This window comes from Ramlibacter sp. (assembly GCA_019635435.1).
In the GTDB taxonomy this organism is placed as follows: Bacteria; Pseudomonadota; Gammaproteobacteria; order Burkholderiales; family Burkholderiaceae_C; genus JAHBZM01.
In genome coordinates this window covers 2,916,024-2,935,887 of record JAHBZM010000001.1, presented here as the reverse complement: position 1 = coordinate 2,935,887, position 19,864 = coordinate 2,916,024, and the positions used below count along the sequence as shown (strand labels likewise).

At 61.2% G+C, this 19,864-nt stretch carries 21 protein-coding genes and 1 tRNA gene; 10 read left to right on the top strand and 12 right to left on the bottom strand.

Annotated elements, in window-relative coordinates:
• Nucleotides 1–86: 86 nt before the first annotated feature.
• Nucleotides 87–722 (top strand): hypothetical protein, encoded by a 636-nt coding sequence (locus tag KF796_14155; protein MBX3587775.1) that lies wholly within the window; start codon nt 87–89, stop codon nt 720–722.
• Nucleotides 723–728: 6 nt separating this feature from the next.
• A complete protein-coding gene (locus KF796_14150; GenBank protein MBX3587774.1) occupies nt 729–1,061 on the top strand; it encodes a hypothetical protein in 333 nt (110 codons plus the stop codon).
• Nucleotides 1,062–1,072: 11 nt separating this feature from the next.
• Here the strand turns inward: KF796_14150 and KF796_14145 are convergent, their stop codons facing one another.
• The gene (locus tag KF796_14145; protein MBX3587773.1) at nt 1,073–2,074 is read right to left on the bottom strand and encodes an aldo/keto reductase; all 1,002 of its coding nucleotides are present in this window, start codon (nt 2,072–2,074) and stop codon (nt 1,073–1,075) included.
• A gap of 139 nt (nt 2,075–2,213) precedes the next feature.
• Nucleotides 2,214–3,251, bottom strand: coding sequence for a hypothetical protein (locus KF796_14140; protein MBX3587772.1), 1,038 nt, complete (start codon nt 3,249–3,251; stop codon nt 2,214–2,216).
• Nucleotides 3,252–3,322: 71 nt separating this feature from the next.
• On the opposite strand from KF796_14140, the gene KF796_14135 reads away from it, so the two are divergent.
• On the top strand, nt 3,323–4,657 hold the full coding sequence (locus KF796_14135; protein MBX3587771.1) for an SAM-dependent methyltransferase: 1,335 nt from the start codon (nt 3,323–3,325) through the stop codon (nt 4,655–4,657).
• On the opposite strand, the gene KF796_14130 is transcribed toward KF796_14135, so the two are convergent.
• Genes KF796_14130 through KF796_14120 form a run of 3 tightly spaced genes read right to left on the bottom strand, consistent with a single transcriptional unit; the run spans nt 4,654 to nt 8,443 of the window.
• On the bottom strand, nt 4,654–5,736 hold the full coding sequence (locus KF796_14130) for a hypothetical protein (GenBank protein ID MBX3587770.1): 1,083 nt from the start codon (nt 5,734–5,736) through the stop codon (nt 4,654–4,656). The genes KF796_14135 and KF796_14130 overlap by 4 nt on opposite strands.
• On the bottom strand, nt 5,733–6,383 hold the full coding sequence (locus KF796_14125) for a hypothetical protein (protein MBX3587769.1): 651 nt from the start codon (nt 6,381–6,383) through the stop codon (nt 5,733–5,735). The genes KF796_14130 and KF796_14125 overlap by 4 nt, the downstream gene beginning before the upstream one ends.
• Nucleotides 6,380–8,443: an AAA family ATPase gene (locus tag KF796_14120; GenBank protein MBX3587768.1), complete on the bottom strand. Its 2,064-nt coding sequence runs from the start codon at nt 8,441–8,443 to the stop codon at nt 6,380–6,382. Before KF796_14120 ends, KF796_14125 begins: the two co-directional genes overlap by 4 nt.
• 345 nt (nt 8,444–8,788) lie before the next feature.
• Here KF796_14120 and KF796_14115 point away from each other — a divergent pair, with 345 nt between their 5' ends.
• The 3 genes from KF796_14115 (at nt 8,789) to KF796_14105 (ending at nt 10,259) form a co-directional block, all read left to right on the top strand.
• The gene (locus KF796_14115) at nt 8,789–9,610 is read left to right on the top strand and encodes a hypothetical protein (GenBank protein ID MBX3587767.1); all 822 of its coding nucleotides are present in this window, start codon (nt 8,789–8,791) and stop codon (nt 9,608–9,610) included.
• A gap of 217 nt (nt 9,611–9,827) precedes the next feature.
• Nucleotides 9,828–9,934, top strand: a tRNA-Ile gene (locus KF796_14110).
• Between the two features lie 97 nt (nt 9,935–10,031).
• Nucleotides 10,032–10,259, top strand: coding sequence for a hypothetical protein (locus KF796_14105; protein MBX3587766.1), 228 nt, complete (start codon nt 10,032–10,034; stop codon nt 10,257–10,259).
• A gap of 72 nt (nt 10,260–10,331) precedes the next feature.
• Here the strand turns inward: KF796_14105 and KF796_14100 are convergent, their stop codons facing one another.
• Nucleotides 10,332–10,964: a hypothetical protein gene (locus tag KF796_14100; protein MBX3587765.1), complete on the bottom strand. Its 633-nt coding sequence runs from the start codon at nt 10,962–10,964 to the stop codon at nt 10,332–10,334.
• 110 nt (nt 10,965–11,074) lie between these two features.
• Between KF796_14100 and KF796_14095 the strand changes: the two genes are divergently transcribed.
• Nucleotides 11,075–11,302 (top strand): helix-turn-helix transcriptional regulator, encoded by a 228-nt coding sequence (locus KF796_14095; GenBank protein ID MBX3587764.1) that lies wholly within the window; start codon nt 11,075–11,077, stop codon nt 11,300–11,302.
• A 206-nt stretch (nt 11,303–11,508) separates the two neighbouring features.
• Here KF796_14095 and KF796_14090 read toward each other — a convergent pair whose 3' ends face one another.
• On the bottom strand, nt 11,509–12,255 hold the full coding sequence (locus KF796_14090) for a hypothetical protein (GenBank protein MBX3587763.1): 747 nt from the start codon (nt 12,253–12,255) through the stop codon (nt 11,509–11,511).
• Nucleotides 12,256–12,891: 636 nt separating this feature from the next.
• Between KF796_14090 and KF796_14085 the strand changes: the two genes are divergently transcribed.
• Nucleotides 12,892–13,986, top strand: a complete 1,095-nt coding sequence (locus tag KF796_14085; protein ID MBX3587762.1) for an IS1595 family transposase — start codon at nt 12,892–12,894, stop codon at nt 13,984–13,986.
• On the opposite strand, the gene KF796_14080 is transcribed toward KF796_14085, so the two are convergent.
• From KF796_14080 to KF796_14060, 5 genes are all read right to left on the bottom strand, one after another.
• Nucleotides 13,924–14,502 carry a hypothetical protein gene (locus KF796_14080; protein ID MBX3587761.1) on the bottom strand — a complete coding sequence of 193 codons (579 nt, stop codon included), beginning with the start codon at nt 14,500–14,502 and terminating at the stop codon, nt 13,924–13,926. The genes KF796_14085 and KF796_14080 overlap by 63 nt on opposite strands.
• 79 nt (nt 14,503–14,581) lie before the next feature.
• Nucleotides 14,582–14,869 (bottom strand): hypothetical protein, encoded by a 288-nt coding sequence (locus KF796_14075; GenBank protein MBX3587760.1) that lies wholly within the window; start codon nt 14,867–14,869, stop codon nt 14,582–14,584.
• 98 nt (nt 14,870–14,967) lie between these two features.
• On the bottom strand, nt 14,968–15,783 hold the full coding sequence (locus KF796_14070) for a helix-turn-helix transcriptional regulator (GenBank protein ID MBX3587759.1): 816 nt from the start codon (nt 15,781–15,783) through the stop codon (nt 14,968–14,970).
• 50 nt (nt 15,784–15,833) lie between these two features.
• A complete protein-coding gene (locus tag KF796_14065; protein ID MBX3587758.1) occupies nt 15,834–16,736 on the bottom strand; it encodes an FYVE zinc finger domain-containing protein in 903 nt (300 codons plus the stop codon).
• 121 nt (nt 16,737–16,857) lie between these two features.
• Complete coding sequence (locus KF796_14060) at nt 16,858–17,154, bottom strand: DUF2917 domain-containing protein (GenBank protein ID MBX3587757.1); 297 nt, start codon at nt 17,152–17,154, stop codon at nt 16,858–16,860.
• 82 nt (nt 17,155–17,236) lie between these two features.
• Here KF796_14060 and KF796_14055 point away from each other — a divergent pair, with 82 nt between their 5' ends.
• A complete protein-coding gene (locus KF796_14055) occupies nt 17,237–18,226 on the top strand; it encodes a LysR family transcriptional regulator (GenBank protein ID MBX3587756.1) in 990 nt (329 codons plus the stop codon).
• A 92-nt stretch (nt 18,227–18,318) separates the two neighbouring features.
• A complete protein-coding gene (locus KF796_14050; GenBank protein ID MBX3587755.1) occupies nt 18,319–19,863 on the top strand; it encodes an alkaline phosphatase D family protein in 1,545 nt (514 codons plus the stop codon).
• Nucleotide 19,864 lies beyond the last annotated feature (1 nt).

Genomic DNA, 19,864 nt, shown 5'->3' with positions numbered 1-19,864 from the left:
GATGCGCTATCAAATCCGTAGCATTCCGTTTTTTCTTGCGGCACAATCGGCCGCCATCACTCCAACCCTGTGTGCTGACTGCCTCCATGAACATCATCAAGCGCCTGTTTGCCAAGCCCGCCACACCCTCGGCCCCCGCCGCGCTGGAGCCCGCATCGCAGCCCGACGGCCACGAGGACTCCCGCGTCACCGAACTCGGGCCGCAGGCCGCCACGCGCCGCGAACTGGTGCGTGTGCTGGTGCGCGACACGCTGCGCTACTGCGGCATTCCGGAGGGCTGGGTGGAGTGCCAGGTGCTGGTGGTCAACACCAGCCGCGGCGAGACCCACCTGCATGCGCGGCTGGTGGTGCGGCACTGGGACGAGCAGTTGCTGAAGTACGCCATGGCCTTCGAGCGCCGCCTGATGGGCGAGATCGAGCACTTTGAACCACAGGCCTCTGACTGGCTGCACAGCATCACCTGGCAGTTCAAGGCCAGCGACTGCCCCTATCCCGACATGCCGCCGGCGGAGTCATGGACGGGGGTGGCCCCTGCCGCAGCGGTGGCGGTCCCCGAACCCGAACCGGTGCCCGAGCCGGAGCCGGAGCCTGAACCCGAGCCGGTCGATGAAGTCCAGGAGGACCTGGCCCGGCTGTTTGCCGTGCGCGATTCGGCGCTGGCCGACCTCAAGTCGGGCGAGGACGAGATCCGTCCCGATTTCCGCCCGACCCAGTCGGGCTGAGCCGGGGTGCCGCGCGCCCGTCGCAGCCATTACCACGTGTACGTGGTCGAGCTGTCTGACGAAGTCTGGAACCACGCGCGTTTTCGCCACGCCAACCCGGACTACGTGCTGGGTCAGCCCTTTGTCTATGTGGGCATGACGGGGCTGGACCCCGACCTGCGCTTTGACAAGCACAAGGCCGGGATCCAGGCCAACCGCTATGTGCAGCTTTTTGGCCTGCGGTTGCTGCCGCAGCTCTACGAGCGCTACAACCCCATGAGCTACAAGGACGCGCAGGCCATGGAGGTGGAACTGGGTATTGCGCTGCGCGCGCGCGGCTATGGGGTCTGGCAGGCCTGATCAGGCGCGGCTCAGGCGCGCCGCGGGTACAGCGGGTAGGCCGGGTCGCTGTAGCCTGGCGTGGACGGGTGGCCCGGGGCCACCAGCGTGTTGACCAGGGCTTCGTCCTCGTCGGTCAGCACATAGTCCAGCGCGGGCAGGTAGTCCTGCCACTGCGCCAGCGTGCGCGGCCCGGCGATCACGCTGCTCACCGCGCGGTGTGCCAGCACCCAGGCCACGGCCAGTTGCGCCACGGTGGCGCCCTTGGCCTGCGCATGCTGCTGCAGTGTCTGGGCAATGCGCAGCGATTCATCGCGCAGCTCGGTTTCGGTGATGCGCTTGTCGCCGCGCGCCGCCCTTGAGCCGGCCACGGGCGCCACGCCGGGCTGGTACTTGCCGGTGAGCACGCCGCGCGCAATGGGGCTGTAGGGCACCACGCCGATGCCGTGGTGCTCGCAGGCCGGCAGGATCTCCACCTCCGGCATGCGGTTGAGCAGGTTGTAGTAGGGCTGGCAGACCACGGGGCCGGGCAGGCCGATCTCGCGCGCCAATCGCACCATCTCGGCAATGCGCCAGCCGCGGAAGTTGGACAGGCCCCAGGAGCGGATCTTGCCGGCCGCCAGCAGCGCCTGTAGTGCGTACAGCGGCTCCTGCAGGTCCATGTCGTTGTAGTCGCGGTGCAGGTAGAGCACGTCCACAAAATCGGTCTGCAGCCGCTGCAGGCTGGCCTCGACCTCGCGCAGCATCCAGGCGCGCGAGTAGTGCCCCTCATTCACCGTGCCCGACATCGGGTTGCCCAGCTTGGTGGCCAGCACCCAGCGGTGGCGCTGGCCGGCCAGCAGGCCGCCGAGCATGCTTTCAGAGGCGCCCTTGGTGTAGACGTCGGCGGTGTCGATGAAATTGACGCCATGCTCGCCCGCATGCGCGACGATGCGGGCGGCCTCGGCGGCGTCGGTCTGGTCACCAAACATCATCGTGCCCAGGCACAGGGTGGATACTTTGAGATTGCTTTTGCCAAGGCGGCGGTAGTGCATGGTGGGGCTCCTTTTGGGGGGAGACCTTAACGCCAAATGCGCGCGCGTGTGTGATGCAGAAAAAAAGGGCCCGCGCGGGCCCTTTTGACGTGCGCGCGCTATTAGGTAGCAGTTGCCCATGGCTATGCCGGATTAATTGTTAAGGGTTAATTTCATCTTCCGGTGAGGCGTTCATAGCGCTGCTCACCGGATGTTGGCTGCTCCCCCCACTGAATTCGGCTTCTAGCAACTCGGCTTCTAGCAACTGGCTTACCTTCTCAGCGATAGCCTGCGGGCGGATAGGATTCTCATTTCCCGGATGAAGAATGATCCGCCGGCTGCCGGCTTGACGCCGAATCGCGGCGACACTGGCGGCTGCGTCATCCCCTCCAAGCACGACAAAACACTCCCGGATGCGCTTTGCACCGATGGAAATGGGCGTAGGCCCGCCAAGGGACGGCAAAGTCCTCAGGAGCTGCCAAACTGCGCTTGCGCCAAGAGGCATGTAGGTGCCTAGACGCGAAATCAAAGGCGCGCCGTCGGGCATCGGCCCAACACGTTCGGCTCGCAATGCGTGGTAGTGGCGCATCTGCGCAACGAGTTGATCGGGTAGGTGCGCCTCGTGCTCCCGACCTGCGATCGCTATGGAGCACACTCCGGCAGGCAATGTCCGCAAGTTCGATACAGTCGCTGTCGAAAGCTCTCGCGGCTTCATGCCAACCCAAAACGCCAGTGCCGCTGCGCATACCTGTCTAGCCTCCGCTTCGCCATCGGGGCGTCCATCAGCCAAGAGAATGTGCGCCAACTCTTTCGGGACGGACACCGGCAAACGTGCAACTGCGGCTCCGCACCTGCGGCTACCCAAATCAGGCACCCAACCAAGCCAACCACTTGCCCAACAAAATCGAAGGAACGAACGCGTGATTCGTGCAGCCTGCAACGCGCTAGTGGACTTGAGTGCATCCGTGCGGCGTGAAGGCACAGTGCTGCGCTTTTCCATCAATAGCTGAAGGTAGTTCTCCCAAGCGGCGTGTCCTACGCTACGGACACGTAGAACACCTTTGCTCGCGAGGTGCTCTGCAAAGCGGTTTATCTCGCCAAGATAGGCATTCACCGTGGCTTCGGAAAGACCACCACGACTGGAAATCCACTTGATGGCGGCTTGAGTTAGCGAAGGGTCAGCAGTTTCGATTGCCATAAATTCAAATTATGAACATAATTTCAAAAGCCGGCGAATGTTACGCTGCCTCACGACAAAGGCTGATTGCGATGAGAAATCCCCCGGAGCGCTACCTTCAAACGTTGCACGACCATTTCGCGCATGCTCCTCAGTGGTTCGCACCGGAACCTCGCCAGCACCAAACAGCGAGGCCCGCTGCAGCGCCGATAACCACAAATCAGGACGGCAAGGGAACTGCATTTCAACGGTGGTTTCACTTCAAAGAGGCGTTCTCCCCGGCGTTCGTATCTGCCGCCATCAGTTCCTTGGGATATCGCCCCAAGCACGTAACAGATCCTTTTGGGGGTTCAGGAACGACTGCGATCACGGCCCAGCTGCTGGCACTCGATGCCACCACGATCGAAGTCAACCCCTTTCTCGCGGACATCATCAAGGCCAAGGTAAGTTCCCTGTCTGCGGAAGCGCTGCGTAGGAACGCCGCAGACTTCCAGGCCCGCCTGGCACGGAGCCGGCCGAGCCTGTCCCGCTTGAGCCACCTTCCGGCGACTTTCATCGAGGCCGAAGACAAAGAGCGTTGGATATTCCCGTTGGCCGTTGCGAAGCGCTTGTCACAGTACTTGACATGCATCGACGCCATCGAAGAGCCGGACGTCCAACGATTTTTCCGGGTGGTGCTGGGCGCTGTCCTCGTGGATTGCAGTAACGTGTATGTCAATGGCAAAGGGCGACGTTACCGTGCGGGGTGGCAGGAGCACGAACCCGCGCCGGCCATGTTGGACCAACTGTTCGGGGCGCAGTTCAACACTGCTTTTGAGGATGTGCTCCGGTTCGAGGGTCGGCCGCGGTCTCGTATCGACGTCATTCACGGTGACGCTCGACAGGCGCTCGCTGCTGTAACCGATACCACCGATTTGGTAGTTTTTTCGCCACCGTACCCAAACTCATTTGACTATACGGACATCTACAACGTGGAGCTGTGGGCCTTGGGCTACCTAGCCAACAAGACAGACAACGTGCGGCTCCGGAACGAGACTCTGCGATCCCACGTGCAAATCCATAGGAAGTACGAGCTGCCCCAGCACGCCTCGCCGCTGCTCGACTCAACGTTGACGAAGTTGGAGTTGCAACGCGAGCAGCTTTGGGACGGGGATATCCCAAACATGGTCGGCGCCTATTTCCGCGACATTGAAACGATTCTGGTGCAATGCCAACGCATCCTCGCGGAGAGTGGCAAGGTAATGATGGTTGTGGGGGACTCGCGCTACGCCAGCGTGCGCATCGAAGTAGCTGCGATCATCGCCCAGCTGGCGAAATCCATGGGCTACAGTTCGGTCAAAACGCGCGAGGTGCGACAAATGCGATCGAGTGCTCAGCAAGGCGGACGACTCCAACTCGCCGAGAGCATCGTGGAGCTTCGACCCTAGTTTTTTTGGGTTTCAGGTAAGGGGTAGCGTTCCTTACGATGCTCTTCGTGCGACGCGGTGATCCAGTAGCGTCGCGCGCGCACATTGAGCGCATCAGCCGCCGGACTGACCACTTTCATTACCTCGGTGCCTGCGGTGGCGCAGAAATCGTATAAGCACAGGAATGCGACGTCCATTTTGTTGTCGTCCCGATACGCCGCCGTTTGTTGAAGCCCGGATGCAGCCCACTCGATGTTGCTCTTCTGCGAAATCTTCCCAAGCTTGGTGCCGGCCTGCGTGGGCGTTTGGACGTCTCTAAGCGTCTTCAACTCAAGCACCGCACTTTGGTTTCCGCAGGTGGTGTCAAGAGGAACGACAGTGATGTCCGAGCGACCATTGCCGATTTTCTCTTCCTGTTTGATGCGTGCGACGTGCGAGTATTTCGCCATCAGAAAAACCCAAAGATCGTATTGAACGGTGCCCTCGGGCGAGTTCACGACTATCCGTGAACTGGCGGTGTGCCACCATTTTTTTGTCTGCCTGGCGACATCCTCATAGAACTGCGTCAATGCTTGGTCAATAGCATCAAGGTCAATCACTATCGCCGGGCCTGACAGGTCACGCTCGAAGGGTTTTTCGGCGCTGTCGATGCCGTCAGGCCACACAAATAGCTTGTTCTGTGGCATCAGCGCGATAGTTGGAGCAGCTTGTAGTCCCGCCGCGCGGATCGCAGTTTCTATCGCCCCTGTGTCCGTAAAGCGCTGCGGATGCACGCATCCCCCGCTTTCGGAGGTGCCGGCGGCGAGGACCCCTGAAAGCTCGTCCTGGAAGTTGACACCAAGCATGCGACGAATGATCCAGTCATGGGTCTTTGTGAACGCGCCCGTGTCGGGTACATAGGCTAGGACAATGGGCGCTGCCAACATCTTGCCAGCGCTGCGGAGATAGCTCGCATGATCGCTAAGTTTGCCGGCCCACGAATCCAGAAATGCCTCGCGCGTCCCAGCGTCGGCGACTGAAATATCAGAACCTGCCGTCGAGACCACCTTTTCGAGTATTCCCTCGACGGCTCCACCAAAGCGCTGCATCGGCTTCTTCATGTCGCTGCCATCGCTTGGTCGAGATAGTCGCAGTACAGCCTCACCCCATCGCGTTCGACGTGGGGTTGCAATGCCTTTAGCTGCGCCATCAGATACCTGGCCACTTCCATATTCTTGTTTTCGTCTTGCCACTCCGAAAAATCAACCACCTCGTTCTCGACGATATCCGTGTTTCCATAGTTCGCGTCCACCGGCCCGATGGCAGATTGGGACGCCAAGAACTTGCCGAAACATGCGGCCACCAGTTCGCTGAACAGCCGCGAAGTTCGACGGGCCTCTGCGGAAGCCGCCAGAAGCCGATGTTGAAGCTCGCGAGCCGACGGCGCCAAGTCATAGTGCGCCGCCAAGTGACCTTTGGGACCAAAGTCAACGCGCTCAATCTTTAGAACCCCTGAGAACGCTAAGCGGTCGATCTCGCGCTGCACATCCGGGTAAAAGGGGAAAGGCCCCCTCTTAAGGACGCGACCACGCACTCGCGTCACGTTGAACAACGGAGCCAGTGTGTTGGCAAGGTAAAGCAGAACGTGCAGCTGGGCGCTCGCGAGCGGAGAGAGTCCGAGGCGCGCAGCCTCAGCGACGCAAAGCAGCGTCCAGGTCTTCCAGATGCCCGCGTCACTCAAGACGGCCTCGTTGGGAGTCGTGCTCACGGCGTTTGAGCAAAACGCTCGGGGTAGATCGCGCGATCGCGCTCTTCCTCGTAAGGCTCACGGAACCGCTCCAGTGCACGCGTTGGCGCGGCGATGGAAAGGAGGTCCAACACATGCTTCTCACGCAGTTCTTGTGGCACTGCGGGCGCGGGTGGGCCTGAATCATCTACTACCTGCTCGTGAAAGCGAGCATCAGGATATGCGCCGAACAAGGCGGGAATCATCTGTTCGCGATTCACGTTCGAAGATGCGATCAGTCGGGTCGCGGCTCCGCCGCCAGCGCGTACAGCAAAGCGCCGCAGCAAGTCGGCGGCGCGCGGCACGAATACGGAATCCAGGCTCGCTTCTGGTGTTTCCAAAATCAGCATGCTCGGCGCATCAGGAGCAGCAATCTCCAGCAAAGCCATCCGAAACGCCAAGTCTATAAACTCCTTCTGGGACTCAGAAACGGACTGGCCTTGTTCACGAGGGGTCGCGCTTGCTCGGTGAACGCCGGACGTGAGTGCGGGGACAAACTGCGGGAACGAGAAGCTCTCAGTCGTCGTACGCTGACCAATTCGGCTTTTTCGTGCTGTATAGGTGATGTGGCAGTTCTCCGCTAGAAAGCCGCTTATAAAGTGTGCGAACGAACTTTCAATTCGCGCTGAAACCGAGCGTACATCGTTGTCAATCGCAGTGGCGAGTTCACCGAATTCCGAAGCCAGGCCAGCACGCTCAACTTCGATCTGATTGAGCGCGGCTTTGAAGGTTAGCAAGTGCTGCTTCAACTTATCGCGTCGCTCTACTGCATCTGGTAGGGAATGTCCAAGCGCCTCCAGTTGCGCTTCAAGGGAGGCGATATCCGACGTTGTGGCTACGAGGCGTCCGGCTACCTCAGCATATTCGAGTTCAGCGCTTTGTAGCGGGGCCGCCATATCCTGTACGTATGCTTCCAGCTCAGCAATTTCCTGCCGCCTGGCTTCCATTTCCTCGCCGGCATGAGGATCGTGTGCGGGCTTACTGCCTTCTTCGATAGGGCTTTCGCAAACTGGGCACGTATTCATGTGCAGTTTTGCATTGACGCGAGCAACCGCTTCTGGCGTTCGGGTGCCACAGACAAGACAGCCAGACTCCGCTTCAAAGTGTGAGAGCAGATAGCGCCCGGCTTCGCCGACCTGAGGGAAGAATGATTCGTAGAAGCGATTCAAATCGACGGCCAAGGACGCCCGCTTGTCATGGATATCCCGACGTCGGTTCTCGATTTGATCCCGCAGCGAGTCTCGTTCCGTCGCAAGCTCCGCCTTCCGATCACTTAATGTCTCAACCTGGTCGCGCAGCTCATCGAGCTGCTTGGTTAGCATGTCGATCTGCCCGCCTTCGATGCTGCTTGCCTGCTTTCTCAGCTCCTTCTCCCGCTTGTTCACGACAGAGAGCATGTTTCGATATTCGCTGTCCTTGCTCAACAGGTCGTTGAAAACCTCCACATAGCGCTGGCGGTTGCCATCTTGCTCTCCAAAGAGCATGCCCAGAATCTCCCCTTGAGCAGCTGGGTCCCACACCAAACTCCGCCGGTCTTCCAAGAAAAAAACGACGTACCTCAACAAGAATACGAAGTCGTCGAACGAGCTCAAACCCGCAGCCGTACTAACGCGCTGTTGGTATGCGGCCTCAAGCTCCACAGGTTTGTCGAGTTCAACCTTTCGCTGGTCGATCCAAAGCGTGAGGAGATCCAGATTGGCCAGCGAACGCTCCACCTGGAAGACCTGTTCGCCCACTTGAAATTCTATGGTGACGCGCGCGTCCACCGCATCATTTGGGACGCGGCGGCGGAACCAGTGTCGATCAGCAGGAACGAGGCGACGCTTCTTCTCGCCTAGCTCATCGCCCGGCGGGGAATCAAACGGGCCGGTCAACGCTCGGAGAAGAATGTTCAGCAGTGTTGTCTTTCCGAGCCCGTTGATTCCAACAATGACGTTGACGCCTGGCTGGAAGACGTGGTGCAAGCCAGGCGCCTCGGGACGCCCGACATAGAGCGCGTAGTTCACCACGCTCACACGGTCCAAAACCGGAAAGTGAATCATTAAGCTCCCCTGCTTGTCCGTGACCCTTTTCCCTGTCACGGGCTCCACATGTACAACCGCCCCAACACTGGACTGGCTGGATGGGCGAGTGCCTCCGTCGCGCAGTGTATCTTGAAGTTACGCGAAGGGAACCGCCCCACTAGAATTTCAAGTCGATTCTTCAAGCATCTCGTTATCTGCCTCTCGCCGCGAGCCCGCCGTACGCGCAAGGTTACTTTAAGCGCTTCATTGACACATCCTCCAATTGATGGAGAAATTCCTTGGTTAGGCTGGCTCGGTCGAATCGACCTCGACGCGCATCGCGTGCTGGGGAGGAGTCGCGATGTAACGGCCTTACCCTAAAGCATGTTCTTCAAAAAATTTCTCATAGCGCCTGGGGAAACCGATTTGCTGGTTATCAGGAGCACCATCAAGCGCCTACGGATAGTCGCGGGCATTTCCGTTGCCGCTGCAGTGCTTTCCGTACTCGGCCTTGTGGTTGTGCTGCTAACGAAGCCACACGTTCCGGAACTACTATCTGCCGCCCAGCTGCCTGCAGGGCGGCACCGCATCGACGTAGTGCTGATCGACATGCCCAAGGTCACGAATTTCGACATTGACGTTATGGTTCAGCCGATGTTGATGGTGGTGGTCAGGCGGCTTCCTGGCCAAAGCCAGCATCTCCGCTTGCTCGTGAACGCCAGGGGGTTGCCCTGGCCGTACGTCGGCAGTGGAACTGGCGCTGCGGGGTATGTCGCTGAAGAGAACCTCTTTCTTGTCGATGTGCAGGCTGTCAATGAAAATTGGCCAGGACTCAGACTCAACAAGTTTCAACGATGGGCGTTCGCAATGGCCCACGAAGCCACACATCTGTGGCAAAGAAAACGAGGAGCCCTGCCGGACGGCTCCAGTCGCTTGTTTGACCAGAATGCGTATAAACGCGATCCGAACGAAATCGAGGCCTACAGGGAGGGGTTGGCTGTGGCAAACGCTTTTCCCGGGCAGCCCTTCTCATATCGGTTTGGCGAAGAGCAGATCGACGCGCCAAACCCCAACCCCTATGACCCGTTACTGCTCTTGGACGTCAGGAGCCGAGCGGATGTCCATGTTCATTCGCAGACAACCCCTCTCGGAATGCTGCGGTCCTTGATAGACCCTCTCCCAAGTGGTCAAGCGGCTATTCGTTGAGTTGGACGTCTTTCTGCCCGAAGAATCTCTTCAAGTGCAATGGTTTTCTGGTCAATGGCTTGCCCTTTGCCACGTCCTTCACCAGGGCTTTTGAGCAATTGCTTCTGGAGCAATCGGTGCCCATAGACAACTTCACGTTGATCTACTAAGCTCTGCGAATGTGCTGTTTTCAAACGCGCCATTTCCGAATACCTTGCTGCACTCCAGTTGCAATGAGGGTGGCGTAGCTCAGCTAGGTAGAGCAGCGGCCTTATAAGCCGTGTCCGAAAGGACTCTCGGTAGATAACCGGCAGGTCGCGGGTTCGATTCCCGCCGCCATCACCATCACATATTCGCCTCCCATAGTCTACGTGCGCGCTTCCTCGCCTCTTTCTCCGCGCGCGAGACTTCTCATCGGGACAAAGCAATCGGAAAGCTTGAAATGACGCAGCAGCAACGCTCATATGCACGTACTTTCGAGAAGTTTGCAGACATCCCCAGCGGAACAATCGTCGAGCCAACTCTGACTCAGATGCTCGCCGCGTTCAGCTTGAAAAGGCACGGTGCAGAGGTCATGGCCGACCGCCCCGTTGGCTCCGAAGCTTTTGCATCATGTTTGCGCGACGATGTGGCCGAAGCAAATCGAAGTCGGCGCAATAAGCGCGTCTAGCAGAAGGGCGTGCATCAGATTTGCATTGAGGCAGTTGCCAGTAGCTCGGGGCGGTTGACGTGATGGTCCTGCCTAGGCAATCAGTACTGTGGCGTCAGATGGAATGGACGCGCCCAAGACCGTACTTGAAAAAAGTGCCGCAACTAGTCTGTTTTCAACGTGGTCCCTTGACCGTCGTCTCCCTCGCGCGCCGCGCACCTCCCCGGCGACTATCAGCGCTGTAGGTACGGCGAAGCTGATCAGCGCCGCTTCCGAGCGATGACTTGGAAAAGCTCCAATGGAAAAGATGGGAAGAACCACTGCGCTCAACGCCAAGAAGAATCCTGCACACCCACTGTACTGCCCGGCAACCAGGGCTGGGAACTGCTTAGTGATGTGGTCTGCGCTTTTTCGGATTAGCTGCCGGGTGGTCACGTTGTAAATGGCGACGGGAATTTTGGCTCCGTTCATTCCGGCGGACGTTAGAACGATTTCATGGCCATCCCTAATTGGCAGCTGGGCGTCGAAAACAACCTGGTGTTCCTGACCAAGTGCGTCTCTTAGCCAGAAGCGACACTCCTCGCGCAATTCGCTGGTAGCAACCGTGTCCCGCGCGAGTACCGAGTACCTCTTACCGTAGACCGTCTCCGAGCTTTGGTCCAGTCCGCACACCACGCCTTTGACTTGTGTGAAGTGCAGTTCCTCCTGGTTGGGCTGTTGGCTCATCGTTCCCTCCTCTCAGTCTCCAAGCTTTGCCGTGGCTAAGGACCACGCTAAATAGTCGAATTTCGACTATTTTGCCCGAGCTTGGACATTTGGCCGATTTCGTGGGCCAAATGTTCAAAACTCGATACTCTCGACGCTATAAGCAGTTCCTGCTCGCCCTCCGAGCGGCGCGGGAAGCTAAAGGGATAACCCAAGTCGAGGTGGCCAACAAGCTGCGAATGGACCAGTCTTGGGTTAGCAAGGTCGAGCGCGGCGAACGCCGCTTGGACGTCGTCGAGCTCGAACTTTGGTGCCACGCCATTGGTATCGACGTGCGTGAATTCATCGCGTCCTACTGACACCCATAAGGCAATCAGCGCCGGCCGAATCTGATTGCGCCCTACGATGTCGCAGCGGCAGCAATTTAAGGGGCACACGCGCTAATGATTTGCTAGCTGCCGATCAAGGCATCGCATGGAAGCACGTCAAGTTTCTGCTTGTCGCAGAAGGCAACCTATCCAGCTCGCATTGAACGTCTTGGCCCAGACGTTTCTTTGGGCACCTTCTACCGAGGAGTGGTGTGAAGCCCTGTAGGCAGGATGATCGCTGGCAACTCATAGAACGCCTGAGCACGGACTCGGGAGTCTGCAGGATGTGGCTTGTGCGATGGAAAGCAACAGGCTTCGTATAGGAGTTCCGGGACTTCGAGCGCCTCATCAGAAATCAGGCTCCCGATGTAGTCACCAAGTTCCGCATGCAACAGGTCTTGAAATGAGTTGGCCTGAGGCTCGCGCACGAGAAGTGCTGCCTCTCGTGCAAGCAGGGTGTACAGGAGAAGAAGATCCAAGGGGAGCAACTTCGCCTTGCACTGTTTGAAGCCATAAGCGTAGAGCATGGGCTCATCAATCAGTTCAGGCTTGATGTTTTTCGCCAGCATCAAGCGAAGCTGACTGCAATTCCAGCGCTGAAGATTTTGGGCAATCAGGAACTCTTCTAGGCTCTCTCGAACACACCACAAGCTCACGCTTTCCATCATCACGGCTGCCCAGAACGGCGACGTGTAGAACGCCTGCATCTCCGGTAAGCGCCTGTGCACACGCTCAAATACTTGGTCCGGCGGCTGCTTCCCCTCACGGCGAATACGCGAGAACGTCTCCCTCCTCGTTTCGGGAGCCTGCTCAGGTCCGAATAGATGATCAAGTGCATAGTCACTTGTTCCGGGCAACCTCTGCTTCAGAGTGGCGTACCACAGCCTGAGGCGAATGACCTCAACCTGATTCTTCAGTGGCCGGCCACGGCCTTGCTCCTTCATTTCCGCATGTCACCCATAAAGTCTCCAATTATTGGGTGGCTGGCGCGTTGAAACGCCAATGGGCACGATTCACGCTCAGTTCCGCTAAGTGACGCAATTTTCAATGTCAATGCAGCTGCGCGATGAGATGCTCAGACTCTACGGCCCCCTTTTGGGTGGGACAGAGCTTGCGCGTGTGCTCGGCTTTAGAACGCCGGCAGCCTATCGCAAGGCCAAACGGGCAGGTCACATCGGGGTACGTCTGTTCTCGATGCCTGGTCGGCGTGGCGACTTCGCCATGACCTCAGAAATAGCGATTTGGCTCGAAGGGCTTGCCTCAAATGAAAAGTCAGTCAGCCGTCCTAGCTTGGCTGGCCAAGCTGAAGAGGGGGCGATATGACATAGCCAAATCTGGGGTTCCGTGGCGAAAAGCACAAGGGCCAGTTGCTTCTGACAAAGCAGCTGGCCCCTTGACTGTGCATCAACCTAGCGGGAGGTGCAAACAGTATGTGTTCAGGGATTCGGATTGTCAAGGTCCGAGGGCGGTGCTCACCCCAACCTAGCCCATTCCCTCGCCCACAGCGCGGTTGCGCGCTAGTGGGCAGAGGTCGCGGCGTGCCGCGCCCTGCCTGGTTTTCCTTCTTATCGGATCCAGAAATGGCAGAACACTTTCTTTTAACTACCGCTTGCCGGAATTTTTCGCAACACCATATCTCGCAAATGACAGACGAGCAGGTCATTCGTTTCTTTTCCCAAGCCCGTTGGGGCAGTGAGGACATGCAAGCATGTCCTGCATGCGGCGAGATCGCCAATCACTATTGGCGGCGGAGCCGTGCGCAGTGGAGATGTCGTGGATGCTGTAGAGACTTCAGCGTAACTTCAGGTACTGCTTTTAGCCACCGCAAGATATCACTACGGCGAATACTGGAGATGATTTTCAACTTTGCTGTTAGCGCCAAGGGCGTCCCAGCGGCGCAGCTTGCTCGCAGCCACGGACACCGCTGGCGCACATGCTGGCTTCTGACGGCCAAACTGCGTGAAGTCCTGCTTAAAAATCGGGAAACCACTTTGCTGAGTGGCGTTGTCCAGATGGACGGCGGCTATTTCGGGGGAAAACGTAGGGACGCAAATCAGCATGGCTTACGGACGCAAGCGTACCGAGATGCTGTTGCTGCAAAAGTCGAGAGCGCGCCAACGCCGCGTAGTAGGCGGCGCAAGCAGTTACTCCCTGGTGGAGTAGAAAATGCGCGCCGGCGCAAGAATAGGCGCGTAATCATGGTTCTGCGCGAGCTATTCCCAGAGGCCGGCTCAGGCGCAAGACGCACCATCGTCAGCGTCGCGCGCAGTGAGAACGACAAAGATGCCATGGCCCTGGCTCAAAGGTTCATCACTCCAGGAGCGGTGGTAATGACGGACGAGAGCGGTGCTTTCACGCAATTGAGTCATTGGTTCGACCACAAGACCGTCCAGCACTCAATTGAGTACTCCACCAAAGACGGGGTGAACGACAATCAAGCGGAGAGCTACTTTTCCCGAATTCGACGTGCCGAATACGGGGTCTTCCATCGCTTTACGCCGCTTTATCTGATGGATTACGCTCAGGAATTCGTATGGCGTGAAGACTCTCGCAGACAGTCGATGCGAGACAAAGTGGAGGTCCTGCTGAGGCTTTCTCTACGTTCGGGTCGGTCAGCCGGCTTTGGCGCCTACTACCAAGGCAATCGACGCGCTTTGGAGATTCTGAATGCATAGTAACGGGTAGCGCCACCGCCCGTCTTTTGCGGTTTTGGCCGCATGAAGCCGCTCGACCTTTCCGTTTCTACGGAGCCCCTGTAAGCGATGGCGGACCCGCCAATGCAGATCAGCAGCCTCATCAAGCGAGAGGTCGAGCTTCATAGCCACTTTGACGTATGCAGTGATCTCGTGTGTTGAGATCGCCGATGGATGGCGTTGGGTCAGCGCCCCGTATATGTGTCGCGTCAACTCTCCGTAAGAGGTTCGCCGGGGTTTGTCTTGCACTTGCAACGTGCGGATTTTTTTGGGATCGACTGGAATGTCGTGGAGCCGTATCGTTGCGTCTACCGATGCCAGGTCCCGTCGTAGAAGTTCTAGGTGCGCTTCATGCGCACGTTCGAGCTTTTCACGTTGAACAGCAAGGCCTGCAAGCGCTTTCTTGTGAATCTTGTCTGCAAGGTCGATCTGACCTGCCAGCTCTGCGCGTTTACGTGCCAGCCATTTGAGCGATGGAGGGGTAACGATGCGTGTCATGCACTAAAGTTACTCCCTCCAGATATCTCAGGCTATGGGCATATGCTGCCTAATAGCGCGTGCGCGAAGGCGCCGGGACTCAGCCGCCGGCCTTCAGGTACATCAGGATTTCCTTGAACTGGTCGGCGGTCATCTTGTCGCCCTTGACGGCCATCTTCTTCGCGTTCATGTCCCAGGCCATGGCCATCATGTCCATGAATTCCTTTTTGGACACCATGCCGTCCTTGTTCTTGTCCATCATCTTCATGGACATGATTTCCGAGAACGGGAAGTATTCGGCATTGGCCGGGGCCTGCGCGAAGGCGCTGCCGGCACCGAGGACCGAGGCGGCGAGCACGAACGTGCCGGTGAGTTGTTTGAGGTTCATTTCAGGATCTCCATTGATCGGGTTGAGGGAAAACTTGGGAACCCGTACTTTGCCGGCAGGCTGCAAACCAAAGTTGCCGTTTCGTCCCGATGAATTGACTATTTGGCCCAGGCGCCTGGCGACACCCCCACCACCTCCTTGAACTTGCGCACAAAGGCCGACGTGGTCCCGTAGCCCACGCGCTCGGCCACGGTCTTGACCGGCAGCCGGCTGGAGAGCATCTGCTGGGCCATGCCCATGCGGTAGGTCAGCAGGTAGTGGTGCGGGCTGGTCCCCATCAGGTCGCGGAAGCGTTCGACAAAGCGCGAGCGTGACATGCCCGCGCCCTCGGCCAGGGTCTGCAGGTCCAGCGCGGTCTGGAAACGGGTGTGGATGGCCTTGATCGCCGCGGCGATGCGCTTGTCGCTGGCCGCGGCCAGCAGGCCGGGGCTCAGGCTGCCCTTGTCCACCAGATAGCGCGTCAGGTAGCCGAGCACCACTTCGCACAGGCGGTCGGCCAGCTGCTTGCTGCCAGGCTGCGGCGAGGCCGCCTCGGCAAAAAAAGCTTCGAGCGTGTAGCGGATCGCTGAAAGCTCTTCCAGGGGCAGCACGATGACGTGGGGAAACGACAGGGTGACGGCGCGGCTGAAGACCTCGCTGAAATTGGTGATGGCGCAGACCATGTCAAAGCCCGCGTCATCCACGGCCCGCACCCAGTGCGCCCGGCTGCTGGGGAAAAACACCAGTGACGGCCGGTCAACCTGGAAAGGCGCCTGGTCCTGGGCCAGCACCTGCGCCGCGCCCGAGCGGATGAAATGCAGGGTGCCGCTGCGGTAGTTGCGCAGCAGGTTGTCCTGCGCACAGCGCGTGCCGGAGAAAATCACCTCGGCATTCAGGGTGCTGCTGTCAAAAATCAGTTCGTAGGCGATGTTCATGGCCCGTCAGTCGGGCCGGGTGCCGGGGTCTTACAGCCGGGTCCCGGGGATCAGGGCGGCACCGGGCAGCAGCGCTGGCACACGCGAACGCGGCCGGCGCTGCGGGCCAGCGGCACGGTGTTGGGCCGGGTTGCGGGCAGCGTGACGAAGCGCGTCAGCGAGGAGTGGTCGTCGCAGAAGATGTCGCCGCAGCAGCGGCAGTGGTGGCGCCGCTTGAAGACGCCAAACTGCACATTGCACTGGGCGCAGCCCGCGCGGGTGTTGTCGGCGCGCCAGGCCTGGCGCCCCGCGGGGTGGCGGACCACGAGCGAGTCACGGCGGTTGCGCAGGATGGCCTGGATGTAGTCCTTGTGCTCCTGGTGGACCCCGGTGATGTTGATCCGGTCCACGGCCAGCCCGTTCAGGGCGTGGCCGCCGGAGTAGCCACCGTTGTAGATGCGCACGTCGGGCTGGTTCGGGAAATGCTCGATGGTCGCGCCTTCGATTTCCAGCCACCAGTGGGTCCAGTTGGGGTACGGTGTGTTGAGCGTTCCATACACCACCAATTGGTACTGGCCCGCGCCGCCCCTTTGAAGACCGTTGGCCTCGATGGCCAGGTGGATCAGCTCCACGCGACAGGCGTTGGCGTTCCCCGTGTCGGCGAACCGGTCCCGGATCGCTCGCAGCTTGCGCATGTTGCTGCGGGTCTGGAACCATTCGTTGCCCAGTTGGGGCGGGCAGCCAGCCTGCGGGTCCGCGGCCACGGCCGAGCAGTAGTCGAACATGCGGGTGGGGTCCACGCAGATGTGGCGGTAGCCGCTCAGTGCCCAGTTCCAGCAGGCCAGATTGAGCTTGCCGCCCGGACCACTCAGGGCATTGACGGCGGGCCAGGGTGGCGCAAGGAGCGCGAGGTCCTGCCAGCGGTTGCCCATGTTTTGCAACACCGTGATCGCCCACGCATCGAGAACTGCCATGACCGCCCCTTCACACCGGCCCACCAGGGCCTGCGCTGGCGATTCTGGAGCGCCGGCGCCGGTGGCCTCTGTGAACTTTGACCAGCGCGCCCTGTGCGGTATGGGCGCGCCCCGGGGCCCGTCAGGCCGCCAGTTGCCTGGGCCGTGCGAAAGCGGGCCGCGTGACTTGCGGCAGCGCCGCGGCCTGCGTGCTGCGCACGGTCACGCGCGCGGGTTGCAGCGCATAGACGATGGCGCGGCGGTGGTCGGGCGTGACAAAACTCGCGTCGCGCTCGAGCACGATGTCGCGCGGGTCGTCGTCCAGCGTGATCCAGATGGCGCCCTCGCGGCAGGTGATCTGCACGCCCGAGGCGTCGGCCACGCTGAACAGCGCGCGCCGGTCCAGGTTCATGTCGTATGAGGTTGTGAGGCTGGGCATGGTGGGCTCCTTAACATTCTTGATGGGAATGAATATACTGAGCAGCAACCACGCTTTCAAACGGTGAATTGGAATCTGATGCATGCGTAACGGGAATGTGAAATCAATCGCCAGCACCATCGGCACCGGCACCGGTGCCGGTACCGGGCCAGGCAGCGGGCGCTCCGCGCTGCCACCGCTGGACCTGTTGCGCAGCTTTGAGGCGGCCGCCCGGCATCTGAGCTTCACGCTGGCGGGGCGCGAACTGTTCCTGACCCAGTCGGCCGTGAGCCGGCAGATCCAGCAGGTCGAGGCCAGCCTGGGCGTGCCGCTGTTCGAGCGCCGCCACCGTGCGCTGGTGCTGACCGAGGCCGGCCTGGTGATGCAGCGCGCGGTGGTGGACTGCCTGGAGCGCCTGCGCGATGCCACCGCGCGCGTGCGGTCAGCCAGCGCGTCGCGCCAGGTCGCCATGACCTGCACGCCCGGATTTGCCTCGCTCTGGCTGATTCCGCGGCTGGCCCGGTTCACGGCGAGCCACCCGGCCGTGGACGTGCGCATCTCGGCCACGCTGGACCTGCTGGACCTGCAGCGCAGCCAGGTGGACGTGGCCGTGCGCTTTTGCCCCATTGCCGACGGCGCGGGCGCCGGCCCGCCGCTGTTCGAAGAGACGGTGGTGCCGGTCTGCGCGCCCGGCCTTGCCCAGGGCCCCACGCCGCTGCGGCAGCCCGCCGACCTGGCCCACCACACGCTGCTGGCCGTGGACATGCCCCAGGGCATGGCGCTCACGGTGGACTGGGAGCCCTGGCTGAACGTGATGGGGCTGCCCGGCTTGCGGATGAAGAACACCATGCGCTTCACCCAGTACGCCGACGCGGTGGCCGCTGCCGTGGCCGGGCAGGGCGTGGCCATCGGCCGCTTGCCGCTGCTGGCCGAACTGCTGCGCGACGGGCGGCTGGTCGCGCCCTTTGGCGGCGGGGCGGTGTCGCGGCGCGGCTACTTCGTGATGCTGAGCCCGCGCGCCGAGGCCAATGCCGACGCGCAGGACCTGGTGCGCTGGCTGCGCGCCGAAGCCGAGGCCGCCGGGGGCCCCTGAGGCGCGGCCCGGCCGCCGTTTTCCACTATAGTGATTCGCACCCGGGCCACGCCCGCTCCCAGGGCCAGACATTGACCGACCGACGCGCTCTCCTGACACTGGCCGCTGCCGCCGCCGGCACGCTCTGGCTGCCGCGAAGCGCCTGGAGCCAGCCACGGCTGGCCGCCGACCCGTTCACCCTGGGCGTGGCCAGTGGTTCGCCGCTGCCGGACGGCGTGGTGCTCTGGACCCGGCTGGCCGCGCCCGCGCTGGGCGCGGGGCGCCGCGCTCCAGTCACCGTGCACTGGGAACTGGCCCATGACGAAGCGTTCACACGCATCGAGCAGCGCGGCCAGGCCCAGGCCCTGCCGGCCCTGGCCCATGCGGTGCACGTGGAGGTGGCGGGCCTGGCGCCCGACCGGGCCTATTTCTACCGTTTCCGCCTGGGCGACGCCACCAGCGCCACGGGCCGCACGCGCACCTTGCCCGCGCCCGATGCCGCGGTGCGCCGCCTGCGCCTGGCCTATGCCTCGTGCCAGCGCTGGGAGCATGGCTACTACAGCGCCTGGCGCCATCTGCGCGCCGACGAACCCGACTACGTCCTGTTCCTGGGCGACTACATCTACGAATACCCCCAAGCCAAAGGCGCCGTGCGCGAGCCCACGGGCGGATGGGTGGCCACGCTGGACGAGTACCGCCAGCGCTATGCATTGCACAAGAGCGATGCCGACCTGCAGGCCATGCATGCGGCCTGCCCCTGGCTGGTGACCTGGGACGACCACGAGGTGCAAAACGACTATGCGGGCCTGTCGCCCGGCAGCAGCGGCCCCGATGTGCCGGCCTTCGCGGCGCGGCGCGCGGCCGCCTACCAGGCCTATTACGAACACATGCCGCTGCGCGCCGGGGTGCTTACACGGGCGCTGCAAGGCCTGCAGGAGGGCGCGGAGATGCGCATCTACACCCAGGCACGGTTCGGCCAGCTGGCCAGCCTGTACCTGCTGGATGCGCGGCAGTACAAGGATGCGCAGGTCTGCAACCGCGAGGGGGGCCCGGGCTCCAGCTACCTGGACCCGGCCACCTGCGCGGCCTGGGAGGACCCCAAACGCACCCTGCTGGGCCATGCCCAGGAGGCCTGGCTTGGCGACGCGCTGGGCCGCGCCAGCAAGGGCTGGAACATCGTGGGCCAGCAGACCGTGTTTGGCCAGCGCAATGCGCGCACCGGCGGCGGGCGCTACCTGTGGAACGATGGCTGGGACGGCTACCCGGCCGCGCGCAACCGCCTGACCGACGCGCTGCGCCGCAACGCGGTGGCCAACCCCGTGATGCTGGGTGGCGACGTGCACGAGAACTGGGTGGGTCACCTCAAGGCGGACTATACCGACCCTGCGGCCCGCTCGCTGGGCGTGGAGTTTTGCGGGACCAGCATCACCTCGCGCGCCTCGGGCAGCAACCGCAAGCTGCCCGAGCGGCTGGCCGCCAACCCGCATTTTGTGTTTGCCGAGTCCGAGCACCGGGGCTATGGCCTGGCCGACTTCACGCCCGGGGCGCTCACCACCACCTTGCGGGTGGTGGACGACGTGACCCGGCCCGACGCCCGGGTCAGCACCCTCGCGCAGTTCACCGTGGCGGCGGGCCGGCCCGTGGTGGAAAGGGCCTGAA